The organism is Mobilitalea sibirica (assembly GCF_015999265.1).
Lineage (GTDB): Bacteria > Bacillota > Clostridia > Lachnospirales > Lachnospiraceae > Mobilitalea > Mobilitalea sibirica.
Genome location: NZ_JAEAGR010000001.1, coordinates 360,134 through 374,268, shown reverse-complemented (window position 1 = coordinate 374,268; position 14,135 = coordinate 360,134). Strand labels below are relative to the sequence as shown.

The following is a 14,135-nucleotide window of genomic DNA, read 5'->3' as shown; positions in this document are numbered from 1 at the left end:
CCATCTTACTTACCACTGTTTCAGTTATAGATTGTTGAATTGAAAACACACTTGTCATAATTCATTATAATTGGGTTATCTCGGTACAAACAGTGCCATTAGTCATGATATATAATGCAAAAGGCATTACACCAGCAAATTATTGAATAATTACTTTACCAAGACTCGGGAAAGATTAATAGTCGATGGTATGTATTCCTTTGATTAAAGAATAATTTAGTTAGAACTTAAAATAAATTATTAAAGACTATGAAACAACTAACTTCTGTGCATCACAGTCTTCTACATTATTAAGATATATATTGATTTATTTTTTCAAATAAAATTTTTGTTCTCAAAGGTTTTGTAATAAAATCGTCCATTCCAGCATGTTTACTCTTTAACATATCTTCTTTAGTAGCATTGGCTGTTAATGCAATAATCGGAACACGCCTGCCAGAAGTTTTCTCTAAATCTCTAATAGCTTTCGCTGCTTCATAACCATCAATAACTGGCATTTGTAGATCCATCAGAATTATATCATAGTCCTTAATCTTAACCATAGATATAACCTCTTCACCATTATCAGCAACATCGATATGATAACCATATTTTTTTATTATATTGTAAACAAGCAATTGATTCGCTTTATTATCTTCAGCCAATAAACACACTATTTGTTTCTTCGATACGCCTTCTTTTCTCTCTTCAGCCGCTATATTTAAACCTTTAACCGGAATACTTACTGTGAATGTACTGCCTTGGCTTAATGTACTTTTTACATTGATTGTTCCCCCCATCAAAAATAAGAGTTCCTTCACAATTGCAAGCCCTAAACCTATACCACCATATTTTCTTGAATTTGACATGTCAAGCTGTTGGAAGCGTTGATATATTGTATCAATCTTATTGTCTGGGATACCTATTCCGGTATCTGTTATCGAGAATTCTAAACTTTCTTCTTTATTTACATTTATTAATGCAACTTTTAATACAACACTGCCAGAATCAGTGAATTTATACGCATTACTTAATAAATTCGTTAGTATCTGCTTTATTTTATCTCTATCTCCTTGGATGAACTGAGGTACATTTTTATCTATTTCACAGTAAAACTCTAAATTTTTCTCATGGATAGAAAACATCTTTGTTATTTCATCAATTAGTTGATTAAGTGAGAATATAGTAAGTCCTAACTCAATTTTACCTGCTTCAAGCATCGAATAATCTAAAATACTATTTACAATTGCCAATAGATCTTCTGCTGACTTAAACGCTATATTATGATAATCTTTCTCTTTCGGTTTGTAGTCTGCGGTTTTTAAAAGATCCATAAACCCAATAATACTATTAATAGGAGTTCTTATTTCATGGCTCATTGAAGCTAAAAAGTTACTTTTTACCTGTATTGCATGTTCAAGTTCTGTTACATCATACAAAATAACAAATTTGCCCATAGAAGTATGATGTTCATCAAGTAATGGACGTATCTTTAAGTCATAATATTTTGTACCCATATTAGTTTCAATTGTTATCCTCTCATCTGCACTCTGTACATTCACATACTTATCAAAAACAGACAGATAATTGTTGTCTATTTCCTGAATTTTTTTTCCGAAGTACTGCTTACTCTTTAAACATAGCGTGTTCTCTGCGGTTTTATTCATATCCAGTAAATTGTTTTGATTATCGAAAACAAACAGCAAACCACTCATATGTTCTGCTACTGCTGCCCTTGCTGATGGAATTAAACGAAATAATTTATACCTATATAAGGAAATATAACATATGATACCGGTAATAGAAAAAGTAAATAACGTTGGGTCAATTGGATAAAACGGATTTAAACGAAAAAGATAGATGATACTAAGAACCAATGGTATCATTATTGAATATATAATCATATTCGTCTGCTTTAATAAAACCAATGGTAATTGTTTTTTATTGTGAAGTAATATCAAAATCCCTAATGAAAATAGAAAATACGAATATAAAGAATGAACCCAATACCAAAGGCCATAGAATTCATTTGCTACTAACAAAGGCCCTACCTCAACAAAAGCCCTACTCTTCACCATAAGATGGTGATAACGGTTAGTAAATAATAATATCATAGTTATACTTGGTATAATATAAAAGTATCGTATATACTTTTGCATTATATAGCGGTATTCTGTAAATTGTATGCAAAAAACAAACCAATGAACAGAAATTAGAACTACTCCTAGAAACTCGATCTTTTCTAAGATTATCATAGCTCTGATATTGGTTGTTAAATTTGATATATAACTACTTACCCCCCAAATAAAAGCACCCAACATCATTAGAGCAAGAGTTTTTGCCTCTTTCTTACTTCTATAATTCCAGAATTTTAACATTAAAAAGGCAGTGATTAAAATTGATGAAATAGAAAAGTGTATATATAGAATTAATTCTATCGGCATGTTTCTCCCTTCTAATATTAAAGGATCTCTTCCTCTAAGATAACATAACATCTGACATTAAGAAGTACCATTAATAAAAAATAATTTATTTTTTTCCAGACTTTTTGCTCAATAGGTGTCTACATCTCTACCTATGTAGGCTACTGTGTCCCCTCTCCAATATACTCTTTAATACTTTGCCGTTAGATTTTACTATATTAGACTTAAAATTTATTATAACAGTGTTGTTAATCTATTTTATCTAATATTATTGATATTGTAACATTAACAAATACATACATTTATGAGTTCATTATATCATAAAAATATAAATAGTCTATTAATTTATGACAAGTTACATATTACATAACCGACCGATATTTCTAGTGTATCATTATTTTTTTTGATCAGTATAGCTGCTCCATACTTACCATATTAGAAACATTGCCCCATCAATTATTATTAGATGAGGCAATCTTTGATAAATCATAATTATTCTATTCTACTGAAATAACGGCTACAGGGCAATTCTCACTTGCTTCCATTGCTAAATCTTCTGCTTCAGGAGGAACTGTATCAACATACACTTCTGCCGGTCCATCATTCCCCATGCGAAACACATCAGGGCATGTAGAAACACAAAGCCCGCAGGAAATACATCCTTCTCTATCTATTTCTGCTCTCATTTTGATCATCCTTTCCTTTATGACATAAATAATCGGATATCATCTTCTACAGATCCGATTCCTGCTATTCCAAAGTTCTCCACCAATACTTTAGCTACATTTGGTGATAAAAATCCAGGAAGTGTTGGCCCGAGGTGAATATTCTTTACTCCAAGATACAAAAGGGCTAGTAGAACAATGACCGCCTTCTGTTCATACCATGCAATATTATAAGCGATTGGTAGCTGATTCACATCATCAACTCCAAAAACCTCTTTCAGCTTTAATGCAATCACTGCAAGTGAATAGGAATCATTACACTGACCTGCATCCAAAACTCTCGGAATACCACCAATCTCTCCAAGAGCAAGCTTATTATATCTGTATTTTGCACATCCAGCAGTTAAAATTACGGTATCTTTCGGAAGTTTTTCAGCAAACTCGGTATAATATTCCCTTGATTTCATTCTACCGTCACAGCCAGCCATAACAAAGAATTTCTTGATAGCTCCGGATTTAACTGCATCTACAACTTTATCGGCTAGGGAAAAAACCTGTTCATGGGCAAAACCGCCGACAATGGTACCTGTCTCTATCTCTGTAGGAGCTGGTAGCTTTTTTGCCATTTCAATTACGAGGGCAAAATCTTTTTTACCATTACTATCTGCACTGATATGTACACATCCTGGGAAGCCTGCGGCACCTGTAGTAAAAATACGGTTTCTTATATCAGCTGTTCTTGGCGGAACGATACAGTTTGTTGTAAAAAGAATAGGGCCGTTAAACGGACCAAACTCATCCACCTGACGCCACCAGGAACCACCATAATTACCAACAAGGTTATCATATTTCTTGAAGAATGGATAATAATGTGCCGGAAGCATTTCGCTGTGAGTATAAACATCTATGCCAGTTCCCTTCGTCTGTTCTAACAACTGCTCCAGATCTGTCAGGTCATGTCCTGAAATTAGAATAGCCGGATTCTTCCTAACACTAATATTAACGCTTGTTATTTCAGGACTTCCATACTTTGACGTATTTGCTTCATCAAGGAGTGCCATTGCTGATACACCGAACTGACCAGTTTTGAGAGTCAAAGCAATCAATTCATCTACTGACAATGAATCATCTAAGGTTGCTGCAAGTGCTTCATAAATAAAATCGTAGATTTTAAGATTTTCATTTCCTATATTAAGTGCATGATGGGTATAGGCCGCCATACCTTTCAGTCCATAACTAATTAACTCTCTTAAAGAGCGAACATCTTCATTTTCTGTAGCCAATACCCCTATCTCTGATCCCTTTACTAACATAGAATTCCGATCAGATATTGTAAAAGTCGCAGCGTCTTTTAACGTAAGACCAGAAGTTTTCGACTTAAGCTCATCCCTTAATGTAATCATTTTCATAATCTGCTTTTCAATTGCCTCGTCATCAAAATTTGCATTCGTAATTGTAATAAAAAGGCTTTTCAACACCTGATGATTCACCTCACCAAGAGTGGCTAGTTCCAGATTTCCTTTAGTCACAACATCTGCAATACCTTTACAAATATAGATTAATAGATCTTGTAATTTCGCAACTTCTTCATTCTTACCACAAACACCTTTTACTGTACATCCGATATTTTTTGCGGCCTCCTGACATTGGTAACAAAACATACTCATAGTAATCCTCCCGATAATAAATATTTTGGGAGCCGATGCTTTTGCCATATTCCAACAAAACTCCCGAACATCCCTGTTTCATAATTTAGCTTAGCTTGAATTGTAATTTAAATACTGCACCAGCTTCATATCTGAATACATTAACATTAGTTTCATTCTAATTGATAAAATTGATTTGAGATAGTGCTAAAAGTCATTCTATAAAATGCCAATGGCATTAATACTGGTTTTTTATTTAATCAATATTGAATTGTCTTAAGATGTCTTCCTAAATCTTTATCCATCAGCAATATATGATCTCTCCACCATTTATTTAAATCATTTTGTAATTGAACAATTGATGTAATGGTTATTCCATCTTTAGAGACAATATCTTTTATTGATTTTAAATCTTTTTTAAACTTTTCATGTTGCTGATACTGTAACATGTACTTCGGGTATTGAGTTTTTCTTTGTAATTCCTCTTCATCACGAAAATGCTTTATAACATATTCTTCAAGAAAATAAATCGTATTTAAAACTTCTTCTTTCCCTTTTCCTTCTTTCATTGACCTTAACATTTTGTTAATACGATCAAATAATTCTTTATGCTGATCATCAATTTGGGCTACCCCAACAAAGTAATCATTTGTCCAATCCATCATAAAAATAACTCCAATCCTAATTCTTTATTATTTGTTTGCTGTCTTCCATCTATATACTATTCCTTCTCGTTAAAGTAAAAACACTATACCAAGATGTTTTATAATATGTTGTCTCAAACATACAATTATTAATATATCTGATTTTTTTACCACCTTCACTGCAATAATAAACCTCTTATATAAATTCATTCATAATAGTATCTAAAATTACAGGATCATATTGTAAATCAATTAAAGGCATACCAGATTTTAAAATTATATTCTTCTGATGGAAAGTACTCTTATTTTCCTTATAAAGGATTCCGAGCGGTATCTTATCCTCAAACTCCATAGCCTTAAGTAGAGCTGCTGTCTTATCAGTACAGTCGTAGCTTGAATCAAGTTCATATACACGTTGACTGTAAAAAGAGAAGGTATTCAGCTTATTGAAACTTACGCAAGGCTGCAGAATGTCAACGATTGCATATCCTTCGTATTCAATAGCCTGTTTCATGATATTAATCAAATGTTCTTGGCGTCCACTGAAAGCTCTTGCTACGAATCCGGCTCCCCCTGCGATAGCTAACAATACGGGATTAAGCGGAATGTTGGCATTACCATGTATTTGCACTTCGGTAATCATACCTACCATAGACGTCGGTGAAGCCTGTCCTTTCGTCAAACCATAAATCTGATTATCATGAACAAAATGGGTTATATCCACATTTCTCCTTATATTATGGAGAAAATGATTTCCTCCTTCACCATAGGAATCACCCTCTCCAGAATTTACAATAACCGTCAGCTTTTCATTGGCTATTTTAGCAGCAACTGCTGCAGGAAGCGCTCTTCCATGCAGGCCACAGAAGGAATTAGTGCTAATATACTGCGGAAGCTTCGCTGCTTGTCCTATACCCCCTACCATTAAAACTTCATATGGATCCTTGTTAAGCTCCTCCAGAGCTGTTTTTAGACAGTCCAAAATATTAAAGTTACCACATCCAGGACACCAGGCAGTTTCATAAGTGGTTATTTTACTCATTCCAATACCTCCTTTCGAATACGATTAACAATCTCATCTTTGGATATTTGTCTTCCATCATATTTTAATATATTAGAAGTGCAGACAATTCCTGTTCTTTCACGTATCAAATCAGCCAACTGTCCTGTAGCATTCTGTTCAATATTTATGATTTTCTTAGCATTTGATACTTTTTCCTTTAACAGTTTCTCAGGTAGTGGATAAATATCACCAAATATAAGCGCTGCATATTTTCCATAAGAATCTTGATTTAATATGTTCACCGATTCAACAATCGGTCCATAGGTAGAGCCCCAACCTAATAACAGTGTATCGTAAGAATCCTCACCGACAAACTCAGGCTCCTGCACTTCATTTTTCAGCTTATCCCATTTTCTAAAACGTTTATTCATCATTGCATTACGGACTTCAGCATCCTCTGTAATCCATCCACGTTCATCATGCTCATCACTGTCTGCCGTCACGAAGTTTTTGGTTTTACCAGGGATTAGTAATGGTGAGATACCATCCTGCGTTATACGGTAACGGAGATAATTGCCTTCCTTACTATCCAACAATTCATTGTCTTCTTGTATGGCCATATCCGTTAAATCATAGGGTTCTATAGTTGCAACTGAATCTGCAAGATATTGGTCACTTAACAATATAATCGGAATCTGGTATTTTTTAGACAACTTCAATGCTCGCATTGTTTGGTAAAAAGCATCCTTATGATTTCGAATTGCTATGACCATTCTGGGAAACTCACCATGGGACGCAGATATTACAAATTTCAAATCGCTTTGTTCCGTACGGGTGGGAAGTCCTGTTGCAGGTCCCGGCCTTTGAACATCAACTACTACAAGGGGAATTTCAGCAATACCGGATAATCCAAGTGCTTCCACCATTAAGCAGAAACCTCCCCCTGAGGTACCGGTCATTGCAACAGCTCCGGCAAAAGATGCTCCAATAGCCATATTGATAGCAGCTATCTCATCCTCCGCTTGTTCTACTACAATACCTGCTTTATCAGATTTTGATGCCAGAAACTCCATAATTGATGTAGATGGTGACATCGGGTATGCACAATAAAATTTAAGTCCTGCAGCAATTGCTCCAAATGCCAAAGCCTGGTTTCCTGATATCATAAGTAAATCTCTATCATTATGTTCAGGAATTTCATATTTACTGACAGCCATGTCATACCCTTGTAGCAGAGCTTTTTTATTCACTTCCTTATATTGTTCTTTTAAATATTTTCCTAATACTTCGTCCATATGTAATGGCTTTAATCCAAATATTTTTAATAAAGCTCCGATTGCTATACTTCCTATTGTACGAATGTTACCCAGTTGCTTTGCTAAAGAAACCATCTCCAAAGAAATAATCCTGGAATCTTCTATTTTCCACTGGGTGTCACATAGTATAAATCCATCCTGTTTTAGTTGTGCAACGTGTAATTTTATTGTATCTTCATCGAAAGCAATAATCCCGTCTAGGATATCGCTATGGGATTGGATCGCTTCTATGCCAAACCGTAATAATGTAAAATTATGTCCTCCTCGAACTCTGGACATAACATCTCTGACCGCAAACACATGATAACCCGAGTCCTTTAGTAATTTCTGTAAAATAGTTGCCATAGTCTCAATACCTTGGCCGGCAGTTCCTCCAATTAATACATTATAAATAATAATCCCTCCTTTATAATTTATGAATATTAAGTACCTGAGTGATTTATCAATTTCCCTTGACTGATATGTTAATAGTCCTCCCTCAAACCGAATTCTGCAGATTCCACCCATTCCTCCGGTCTATTAAGCTGTTTCACCAGTTCCTCTAATATGATACAGTGTTTATCTTCTTGATTTATTAAATGTTGAAAGACATTCTTGGATTGTTCCTCCACAGCCTTCTCATATAATTCACGATAAAAATTCAAACTTTGTTCTTCCTTTTCCAGAGCAATTCTGTATACATCCAACTGACTAGGGAGTATCTTTATTTCAGACTTAATATCATTCATTTCTTTAAAAATCTCTCTTACATCATCCAAAATGTTATTTTCTGTTAAAGGTAATACTATTTTATCAGAATAGCTTTTTAATATTTCAGTATGTTTTTCTTCTTCCTTTTCCAATAATGAAAACACAATATGAAGACTGTTTCCAGTATTGAGTTCAGCTTGTTTTCTGTAAAAACTTTGTAGATCCTGTTCCATTAATAGTGCTAAGTCCAATAGTCTCATGATATCTCTCCATTTTATTATTTTATCGTCTACAACAAGTAAAAAGGTTCCCTTTTCTACAAATTTATAAACTGTTCTTGTTTTTTATCCCGTACTTATATTTCGTGTGGAAAAGGCATACTGTTCACATCCTATTGTAGCTTTGTTTGATCTATTACACTTTTTTTTATGAATCTGCTGTTCCGTTATCCATTACTTACTTCAAAGGTATCGCTTTCTAGTATACCTAAGATTTAAATACTATCTTATATTAGATTATCGTATTCCTATGTATAATTTATATATAATACTCAATGCGCTCTTCTAATGGCAGAAACTGTTTATCTACAGGACTGGCTGTCGGCTTACCAAAAGGCATTTGTGCAATAAGTTTCCAACTATTTGGTATATTCCATTCTTCTTTCACTTTTAATTCAATCAGTTCATTATAATGCTGTAACGATGCACCAAATCCTCCAATTTCTAACGCAGTCCAAAGTACAAACTGAAGCATACCGCTTGATTGTTGGGACCAAGTCAAAAAATTATCCTTGTATAAAGCAAACTGTTGCTGAAGAGTTTCTATTACATTATTATCTTCAAAGAATAAAACCGTACCAAAACCATTTTGAAATGAATTTATTTTTTCCTCGGTAGACGTGAATTGGTCCGGCGTTATTATCTTTCTTAATGTTTCTTTTGTAATATTCCATAACTTATCATGATGTTTTCCTGTTAACAATACTACTCTGGCACTTTGTGAATTAAAGGCAGACGGTGTATATTTTACCGCATGCTCAATGATTTCTTTTATTTCATCATTAGAGAGCACACTCTCCTTACTTATTTCATAAAATGTTCTCCTTTCTTCTATTGCCTTAAAAAAGTCTTTTGTCATTTGATTTTTTCTCCATTCTTCATAATCTTTCATTTGTTCTATTTATATTTCTAATTAATTTTTTGATAATAGTATCATAAAGGAACAAAATTAAATTAGACAGTGCCGTAAGTAATCAAATTAAGTGCCTTTTGCATAACGTAGTAATTTCTTCAATCAAAAAACGCCTGGGCAAGGGGAGGGCCAGGCGTTTTTTGGGTTAGCTGTTCTATTTAGGGGAAGGGGAAGAGCATACCAATCAATGAAATTACTTATTGGCATATGTTTATTCTATTCTAAAAATATAGAATTTTGTAGTGCCAAAAGTCACTATTATTCGTGCTGAAATAACTAAAATATACTTTATTATATGCTGCTCTTTGATTTAAATAGGACTTATGTCAATAGCATAGACACAAGTCCTATGTAGCATGTTCTTCGGATATTAAGGTTTTCTTTGTATTTCATCGTCATCACGAAAATATTATAGAATATTTTCCAAGGAAAATAAATCGTATTTTAAATCTTATTTTTCCTTCCTTCATTTACTTAATATATTGTAAACACAATCAATATGTTATGTTATCTTAAACATAATTCAGCATGCCATACAGTCATAATTAAGTTGTCATTAAGATTGATTATCACATATATTTCCAATGGAACTCACTATACAGTTATCTCCACACTTTTTAGCAATACCGGTATAATGATGCAATACTTCTAGGGTTTTTACCAGAGAATCTTTAAACTCCTCAATCCCTATACATATTTTAAGCTTGTAAATCTTGTTGTTAAATAAAAATTCCTGTGTCGTAAAGATTTTATTAATTTTTAAAGCAGCTTTAATACTATTGCTCAAATTCGTTTCCGGCATCAGAATTATGAAGCTTGTTTCTCCCCATCTACCTATTGAATCAAGTTTTCTAAAATTATCTTTTAATATTTTACTTACCCATTCAATAGAATAATGTCTAAACTCTTGCCATCCACTAGCATTTTTATTCCTATAATCAATTTCAAGCAACATAATCGAAAAAGTGTTTCCATATCTGTTATATCGCCACACCTCTTTCTCAGTCACTTCAATAAAACCTTTTTTGTTTAGCAAGCCGGTTAAATAATCTGTATTGCCATAAACTTCAATCATTTCATTTATTACTGACTTTGCTGTCAATAATTCATTTAGTTCCTCAAGTTTCGCAATGAAGGGCTTTAAATCTTGATAACCTATATTAATGTGCCAACCCCGTTTCTCAAGTACCACTTTTTTGCTGATTATGTCTTTTTCCAGTCGATTCATTACTAAATTATGTTCTATTGTTACAACTGTAAAATCGATTACTTTTCCGTATATCAAACCACTTAACATGATATTTTCATCTACCTTACTTGCTTTACAGTCAAAGTCTTGAAGATGAAAAATTTTTGATACAACACATTGCCATTTTATAAAATCCTCTAATGATATATTTTTTTTCTCTATGCTTGATATAAGTTCATAAGCATTCGTAAAATCTCTGTCCTTGATATATGTAAAATACTTGTCCAGGATTATTTTTGCTGGAATAACACTCGCTTCATCTATTTTTTTTGAATTTTTATTTTCAACATTATCTTGCTTCGTGTCTTTCTCTGCATCATATTTTTTTCTTTTATTAGCATCACTTAATACTTCATATGCCTCGTTAATTTGCTTCATCCTTATGTCGGAATCTTTTGCTTTACTTACGTCCGGATGATATTTCTTTGCCAATCTTTTATAAGCACTTTCTATCACTTCAGGTTCTGCAAGGTAATGTACCTGTAAAATTTTATAATAGTCAACGCTGCCCATCATATGAATCCTCCATATCCTTTTCGTGCTGTAAAAGAACTTTTATATCTTTTCAACTACAATTAATCTACGGGAGTATTCTTATCCTTCGCAAGGACTTATACTCTTTCTGAGATAGCTCAATTTATTCATAAGCCTTATCAAGATAAAAACCATAATCATTTTCTTCCGTATAGATTCTTAACATAAGAATCAAATAAAATAATCTTCTTTATGTTTCACTGAAATAAATAATTTATCTTTTATCGCCTTAATCTCATGGTTTATCAAAACTCTACATATTTATAAAATAGGTATCGGAAACACAAATTTCATCATGTTGCCAGATACCTATAGTTTAACATATTATAAATTTTTTTACATTACTTTTCTCTGTTTCTCAATCCGCCCGTATGATCCTACGTATATCCATGGCATAGATTGGTACGATTGATTGATAAATATCTCTCCATGAATATTTTAATATCAATTACGTCCAGATAATTTCAATTCTTTCGCCACTTACTAAATCAATCTTTTTTTCCTGTCTTTTATATACTAAATTGGTTGTAAAAGATTGTTTTGGATCTAAAGATACATGAGTAAGCTTTCCATCCTTCCAAGAAATAGATATCTCTGAACCTCCCCGAACGCAAAGTCCCGATACCTTTCCTTTCGTCCATACCTTTGGTAAAGCAGGTAATAAAACAATACGTTCTTCACTACTTTGAACAAGCATCTCTGCCACTGCAGCAGTGGAACCAAAGTTCCCATCGATTTGAAAAGGAGGATGATTATCAAATAAATTTGTAAGGGTTGATTTTGTCAATATTTTTACCAGATGCTCATAAGCATTTTCTCCATCCCATAACCTAGCATACATATTGATAATCCATGCTCTGCTCCAGCCAGTATGTCCGCCTCCATGAGCTAATCTTCTACTTAAAGTTACTTTTGCAGCTTCCGCTAATTCTGGCGTACCGTCTACCGTAATTTGCTGGGAGGGATATAAAGCATAAAGATGTGAAATATGACGGTGCCCCGGTTCTGCCTCCTCATAATCCTCCCGCCACTCCATAATCTGTCCATACTTTCCAATAGATATCGGCACCAGTTTATTTTTCATATCCTCTATCTGTTGTCGTAATTCTTCATCCTCTCCTAAAATACATGCTGTTTTATTAAAGCAGGTAAATAAATCATATAAAATTTGGGTATCCATAGAGGAACCTGCACAGACACAACCCCTTACCCCTGTTGGCAAAATATATGTATTCTCGGGAGATACGGAAGGACATGTTAAGAGATAACCTTTATCCTCTATTAAAAAATCAATAAAGAATAGGCATGCTTCTTTGAGAATGGAATATGCTCTTTTTAAGAACAACTCATTTTTAGTAAAGAGATAGTGCTCCCAGATATGAGTACATAGCCATGCAGCTCCCATTACCCAGTATGTTGCTGGAATATAGATATCCTGTGGAGCAGTGTCTGCGTATAAATCTGTATTATGATGAGCTAAAAAACCTCGACAACCGTACATCTTCTGAGCAGTTATCTTGCCCTTTTCTACCATACGCTCAAGTAGATCAAATAAAGGTTGATGACACTCCGATAGATTACAGGTCTCTGCCGGCCAATAATTCATCTCTGTATTAATGTTTATTGTATATTTACTGCCCCAAGCCGGATCAAAATCCTTATTCCATAATCCTTGCAGATTAAGCGGAAGGCCTCCCGGTCTACTACCTGATATCATAAGATATCGTCCGAATTGGAAATATAGCATGATAAGCCCATGATCGATATGATTTTCAGCAATTCGACTTAATCTTTCTGCGGTCGTCATTAAATCAAACTCTTTATCATATTCTAACTGTAGCTTCACTCGATCAAATAACGATTTATAGTCTTTTATATGACGTTCTTTCAATGCATTATAACCCCTATTAACCGCTGACGTAAGAAGCTTATCCGTTTGCTTAGTAAGAGCCTCGTATTTATAATCGTCTGACTTTATAGGATAATAAAAGGAAGAAACAGCTGCTAGGTATACCGTAACTACTTTGGCATCTCGTATTATTAAATGCTCGCCAATAACCTTTACAATTCCTTCATCAGCCTGAGCCCTAGCCATAACAACAAAGTCAATACCACCTTCCCCAAGATTACCATCCAGTGCAATTGAATCATCTGAATATCCATAAACACGATTGTAGAATAAACCTCGGTGAAGCGTAATATCAACATTTAGATTATTTTCTGTTGATTCAATCTTCATAACTATCACTCGGTCTTTAGCAGTTGCAAAGGTTTCTCTCGAGATTTTAATTTCGTTATTCTCAGATATCGAAAAGCTAACGTTATGAAGCGCCTCCGAGATATCCAGTTCTCTCCGGTAGTTATGCACATTATCTAATCCATGAAATCGTACGCTCATATAGCCCAAGGGCTGATATGGTCTTTGGGTTGCTGGCGTCCCAGAAAAAGCATAGGTAAGCAGATTCTCAGCCTCAGGTATATTTCCTTCTAGTATCAATTTACGAACTTTATTAAGATGTTTTAATGCATCTGGATTATTTCGATCGATAGGCGGTCCATACCAGATACTATCCTCATTAAGTTGAAGAACTTCCTCCTTAACTCCACCAAAAATCATAGCACCCAAGGAACCATTTCCAATTGGTAGTGCCTCCTCCCAGACATTTGCCGGTTCTTTATACCATAATTTATTCATCTGTTTCCTCCCGCTACATAACCCTCAAAATCAGATTAATCCCTTATATTCCAAAGTATAGGAAGTAAAACTTGCACTTCCCTGACCAATATATGTAAAA

10 protein-coding genes are annotated in these 14,135 nt (G+C 34.0%); all 10 read right to left on the bottom strand.

From position 1 onward, the window contains the following. Positions 1-290: 290 nt before the first annotated feature. The 10 genes from I5677_RS01525 to I5677_RS01480 all read right to left on the bottom strand — a co-directional run bounded on the left by I5677_RS01525 (position 291) and on the right by I5677_RS01480 (position 14,035). Positions 291-2,423: a histidine kinase N-terminal 7TM domain-containing protein gene (locus tag I5677_RS01525; RefSeq protein ID WP_197659785.1), complete on the bottom strand. Its 2,133-nt coding sequence runs from the start codon at positions 2,421-2,423 to the stop codon at positions 291-293. A gap of 476 nt (positions 2,424-2,899) precedes the next feature. Continuing rightward, positions 2,900-3,088, bottom strand: coding sequence for a ferredoxin (locus I5677_RS01520; protein WP_197659784.1), 189 nt, complete (start codon positions 3,086-3,088; stop codon positions 2,900-2,902). Positions 3,089-3,105: 17 nt separating this feature from the next. Beyond that, on the bottom strand, positions 3,106-4,734 hold the full coding sequence (gene hcp, locus I5677_RS01515; protein ID WP_197659783.1) for a hydroxylamine reductase: 1,629 nt from the start codon (positions 4,732-4,734) through the stop codon (positions 3,106-3,108). A gap of 239 nt (positions 4,735-4,973) precedes the next feature. Then, positions 4,974-5,378, bottom strand: coding sequence for a bacteriohemerythrin (locus I5677_RS01510; protein ID WP_197659782.1), 405 nt, complete (start codon positions 5,376-5,378; stop codon positions 4,974-4,976). Between the two features lie 175 nt (positions 5,379-5,553). After that, the gene (locus tag I5677_RS01505) at positions 5,554-6,399 is read right to left on the bottom strand and encodes a thiamine pyrophosphate-dependent enzyme (RefSeq protein WP_197659781.1); all 846 of its coding nucleotides are present in this window, start codon (positions 6,397-6,399) and stop codon (positions 5,554-5,556) included. Beyond that, positions 6,396-8,183, bottom strand: coding sequence for a 2-oxoacid:acceptor oxidoreductase subunit alpha (locus tag I5677_RS01500; RefSeq protein WP_206762655.1), 1,788 nt, complete (start codon positions 8,181-8,183; stop codon positions 6,396-6,398). Before I5677_RS01500 ends, I5677_RS01505 begins: the two co-directional genes overlap by 4 nt. Beyond that, positions 8,141-8,626 carry a ferritin-like domain-containing protein gene (locus tag I5677_RS01495; RefSeq protein WP_197659780.1) on the bottom strand — a complete coding sequence of 162 codons (486 nt, stop codon included), beginning with the start codon at positions 8,624-8,626 and terminating at the stop codon, positions 8,141-8,143. The genes I5677_RS01500 and I5677_RS01495 overlap by 43 nt, the downstream gene beginning before the upstream one ends. Positions 8,627-8,903: 277 nt before the next feature. Continuing rightward, positions 8,904-9,536, bottom strand: coding sequence for a nitroreductase family protein (locus I5677_RS01490; protein WP_330617775.1), 633 nt, complete (start codon positions 9,534-9,536; stop codon positions 8,904-8,906). Between the two features lie 577 nt (positions 9,537-10,113). Further along, positions 10,114-11,322 (bottom strand): GGDEF domain-containing protein, encoded by a 1,209-nt coding sequence (locus I5677_RS01485; RefSeq protein ID WP_197659779.1) that lies wholly within the window; start codon positions 11,320-11,322, stop codon positions 10,114-10,116. Between the two features lie 466 nt (positions 11,323-11,788). Next, on the bottom strand, positions 11,789-14,035 hold the full coding sequence (locus I5677_RS01480) for a glycoside hydrolase family 95 protein (protein ID WP_197659778.1): 2,247 nt from the start codon (positions 14,033-14,035) through the stop codon (positions 11,789-11,791). Positions 14,036-14,135: the final 100 nt, after the last annotated feature.

Coding starts and splice junctions, on each gene's coding strand:
- hcp (WP_197659783.1), bottom strand. CDS start 4,734: ATGAGTATGTTTTGTTACCAATGTCAGGAGGCCGCAAAAAATATCGGA.
- I5677_RS01510 (WP_197659782.1), bottom strand. CDS start 5,378: ATGATGGATTGGACAAATGATTACTTTGTTGGGGTAGCCCAAATTGAT.
- I5677_RS01495 (WP_197659780.1), bottom strand. CDS start 8,626: ATGAGACTATTGGACTTAGCACTATTAATGGAACAGGATCTACAAAGT.
- I5677_RS01500 (WP_206762655.1), bottom strand. CDS start 8,183: ATGGGTGGAATCTGCAGAATTCGGTTTGAGGGAGGACTATTAACATAT.
- I5677_RS01485 (WP_197659779.1), bottom strand. CDS start 11,322: ATGATGGGCAGCGTTGACTATTATAAAATTTTACAGGTACATTACCTT.
- I5677_RS01505 (WP_197659781.1), bottom strand. CDS start 6,399: ATGAGTAAAATAACCACTTATGAAACTGCCTGGTGTCCTGGATGTGGT.
- I5677_RS01490 (WP_330617775.1), bottom strand. CDS start 9,536: ATGAAAGATTATGAAGAATGGAGAAAAAATCAAATGACAAAAGACTTT.
- I5677_RS01480 (WP_197659778.1), bottom strand. CDS start 14,035: ATGAATAAATTATGGTATAAAGAACCGGCAAATGTCTGGGAGGAGGCA.
- I5677_RS01525 (WP_197659785.1), bottom strand. CDS start 2,423: ATGCCGATAGAATTAATTCTATATATACACTTTTCTATTTCATCAATT.
- I5677_RS01520 (WP_197659784.1), bottom strand. CDS start 3,088: ATGAGAGCAGAAATAGATAGAGAAGGATGTATTTCCTGCGGGCTTTGT.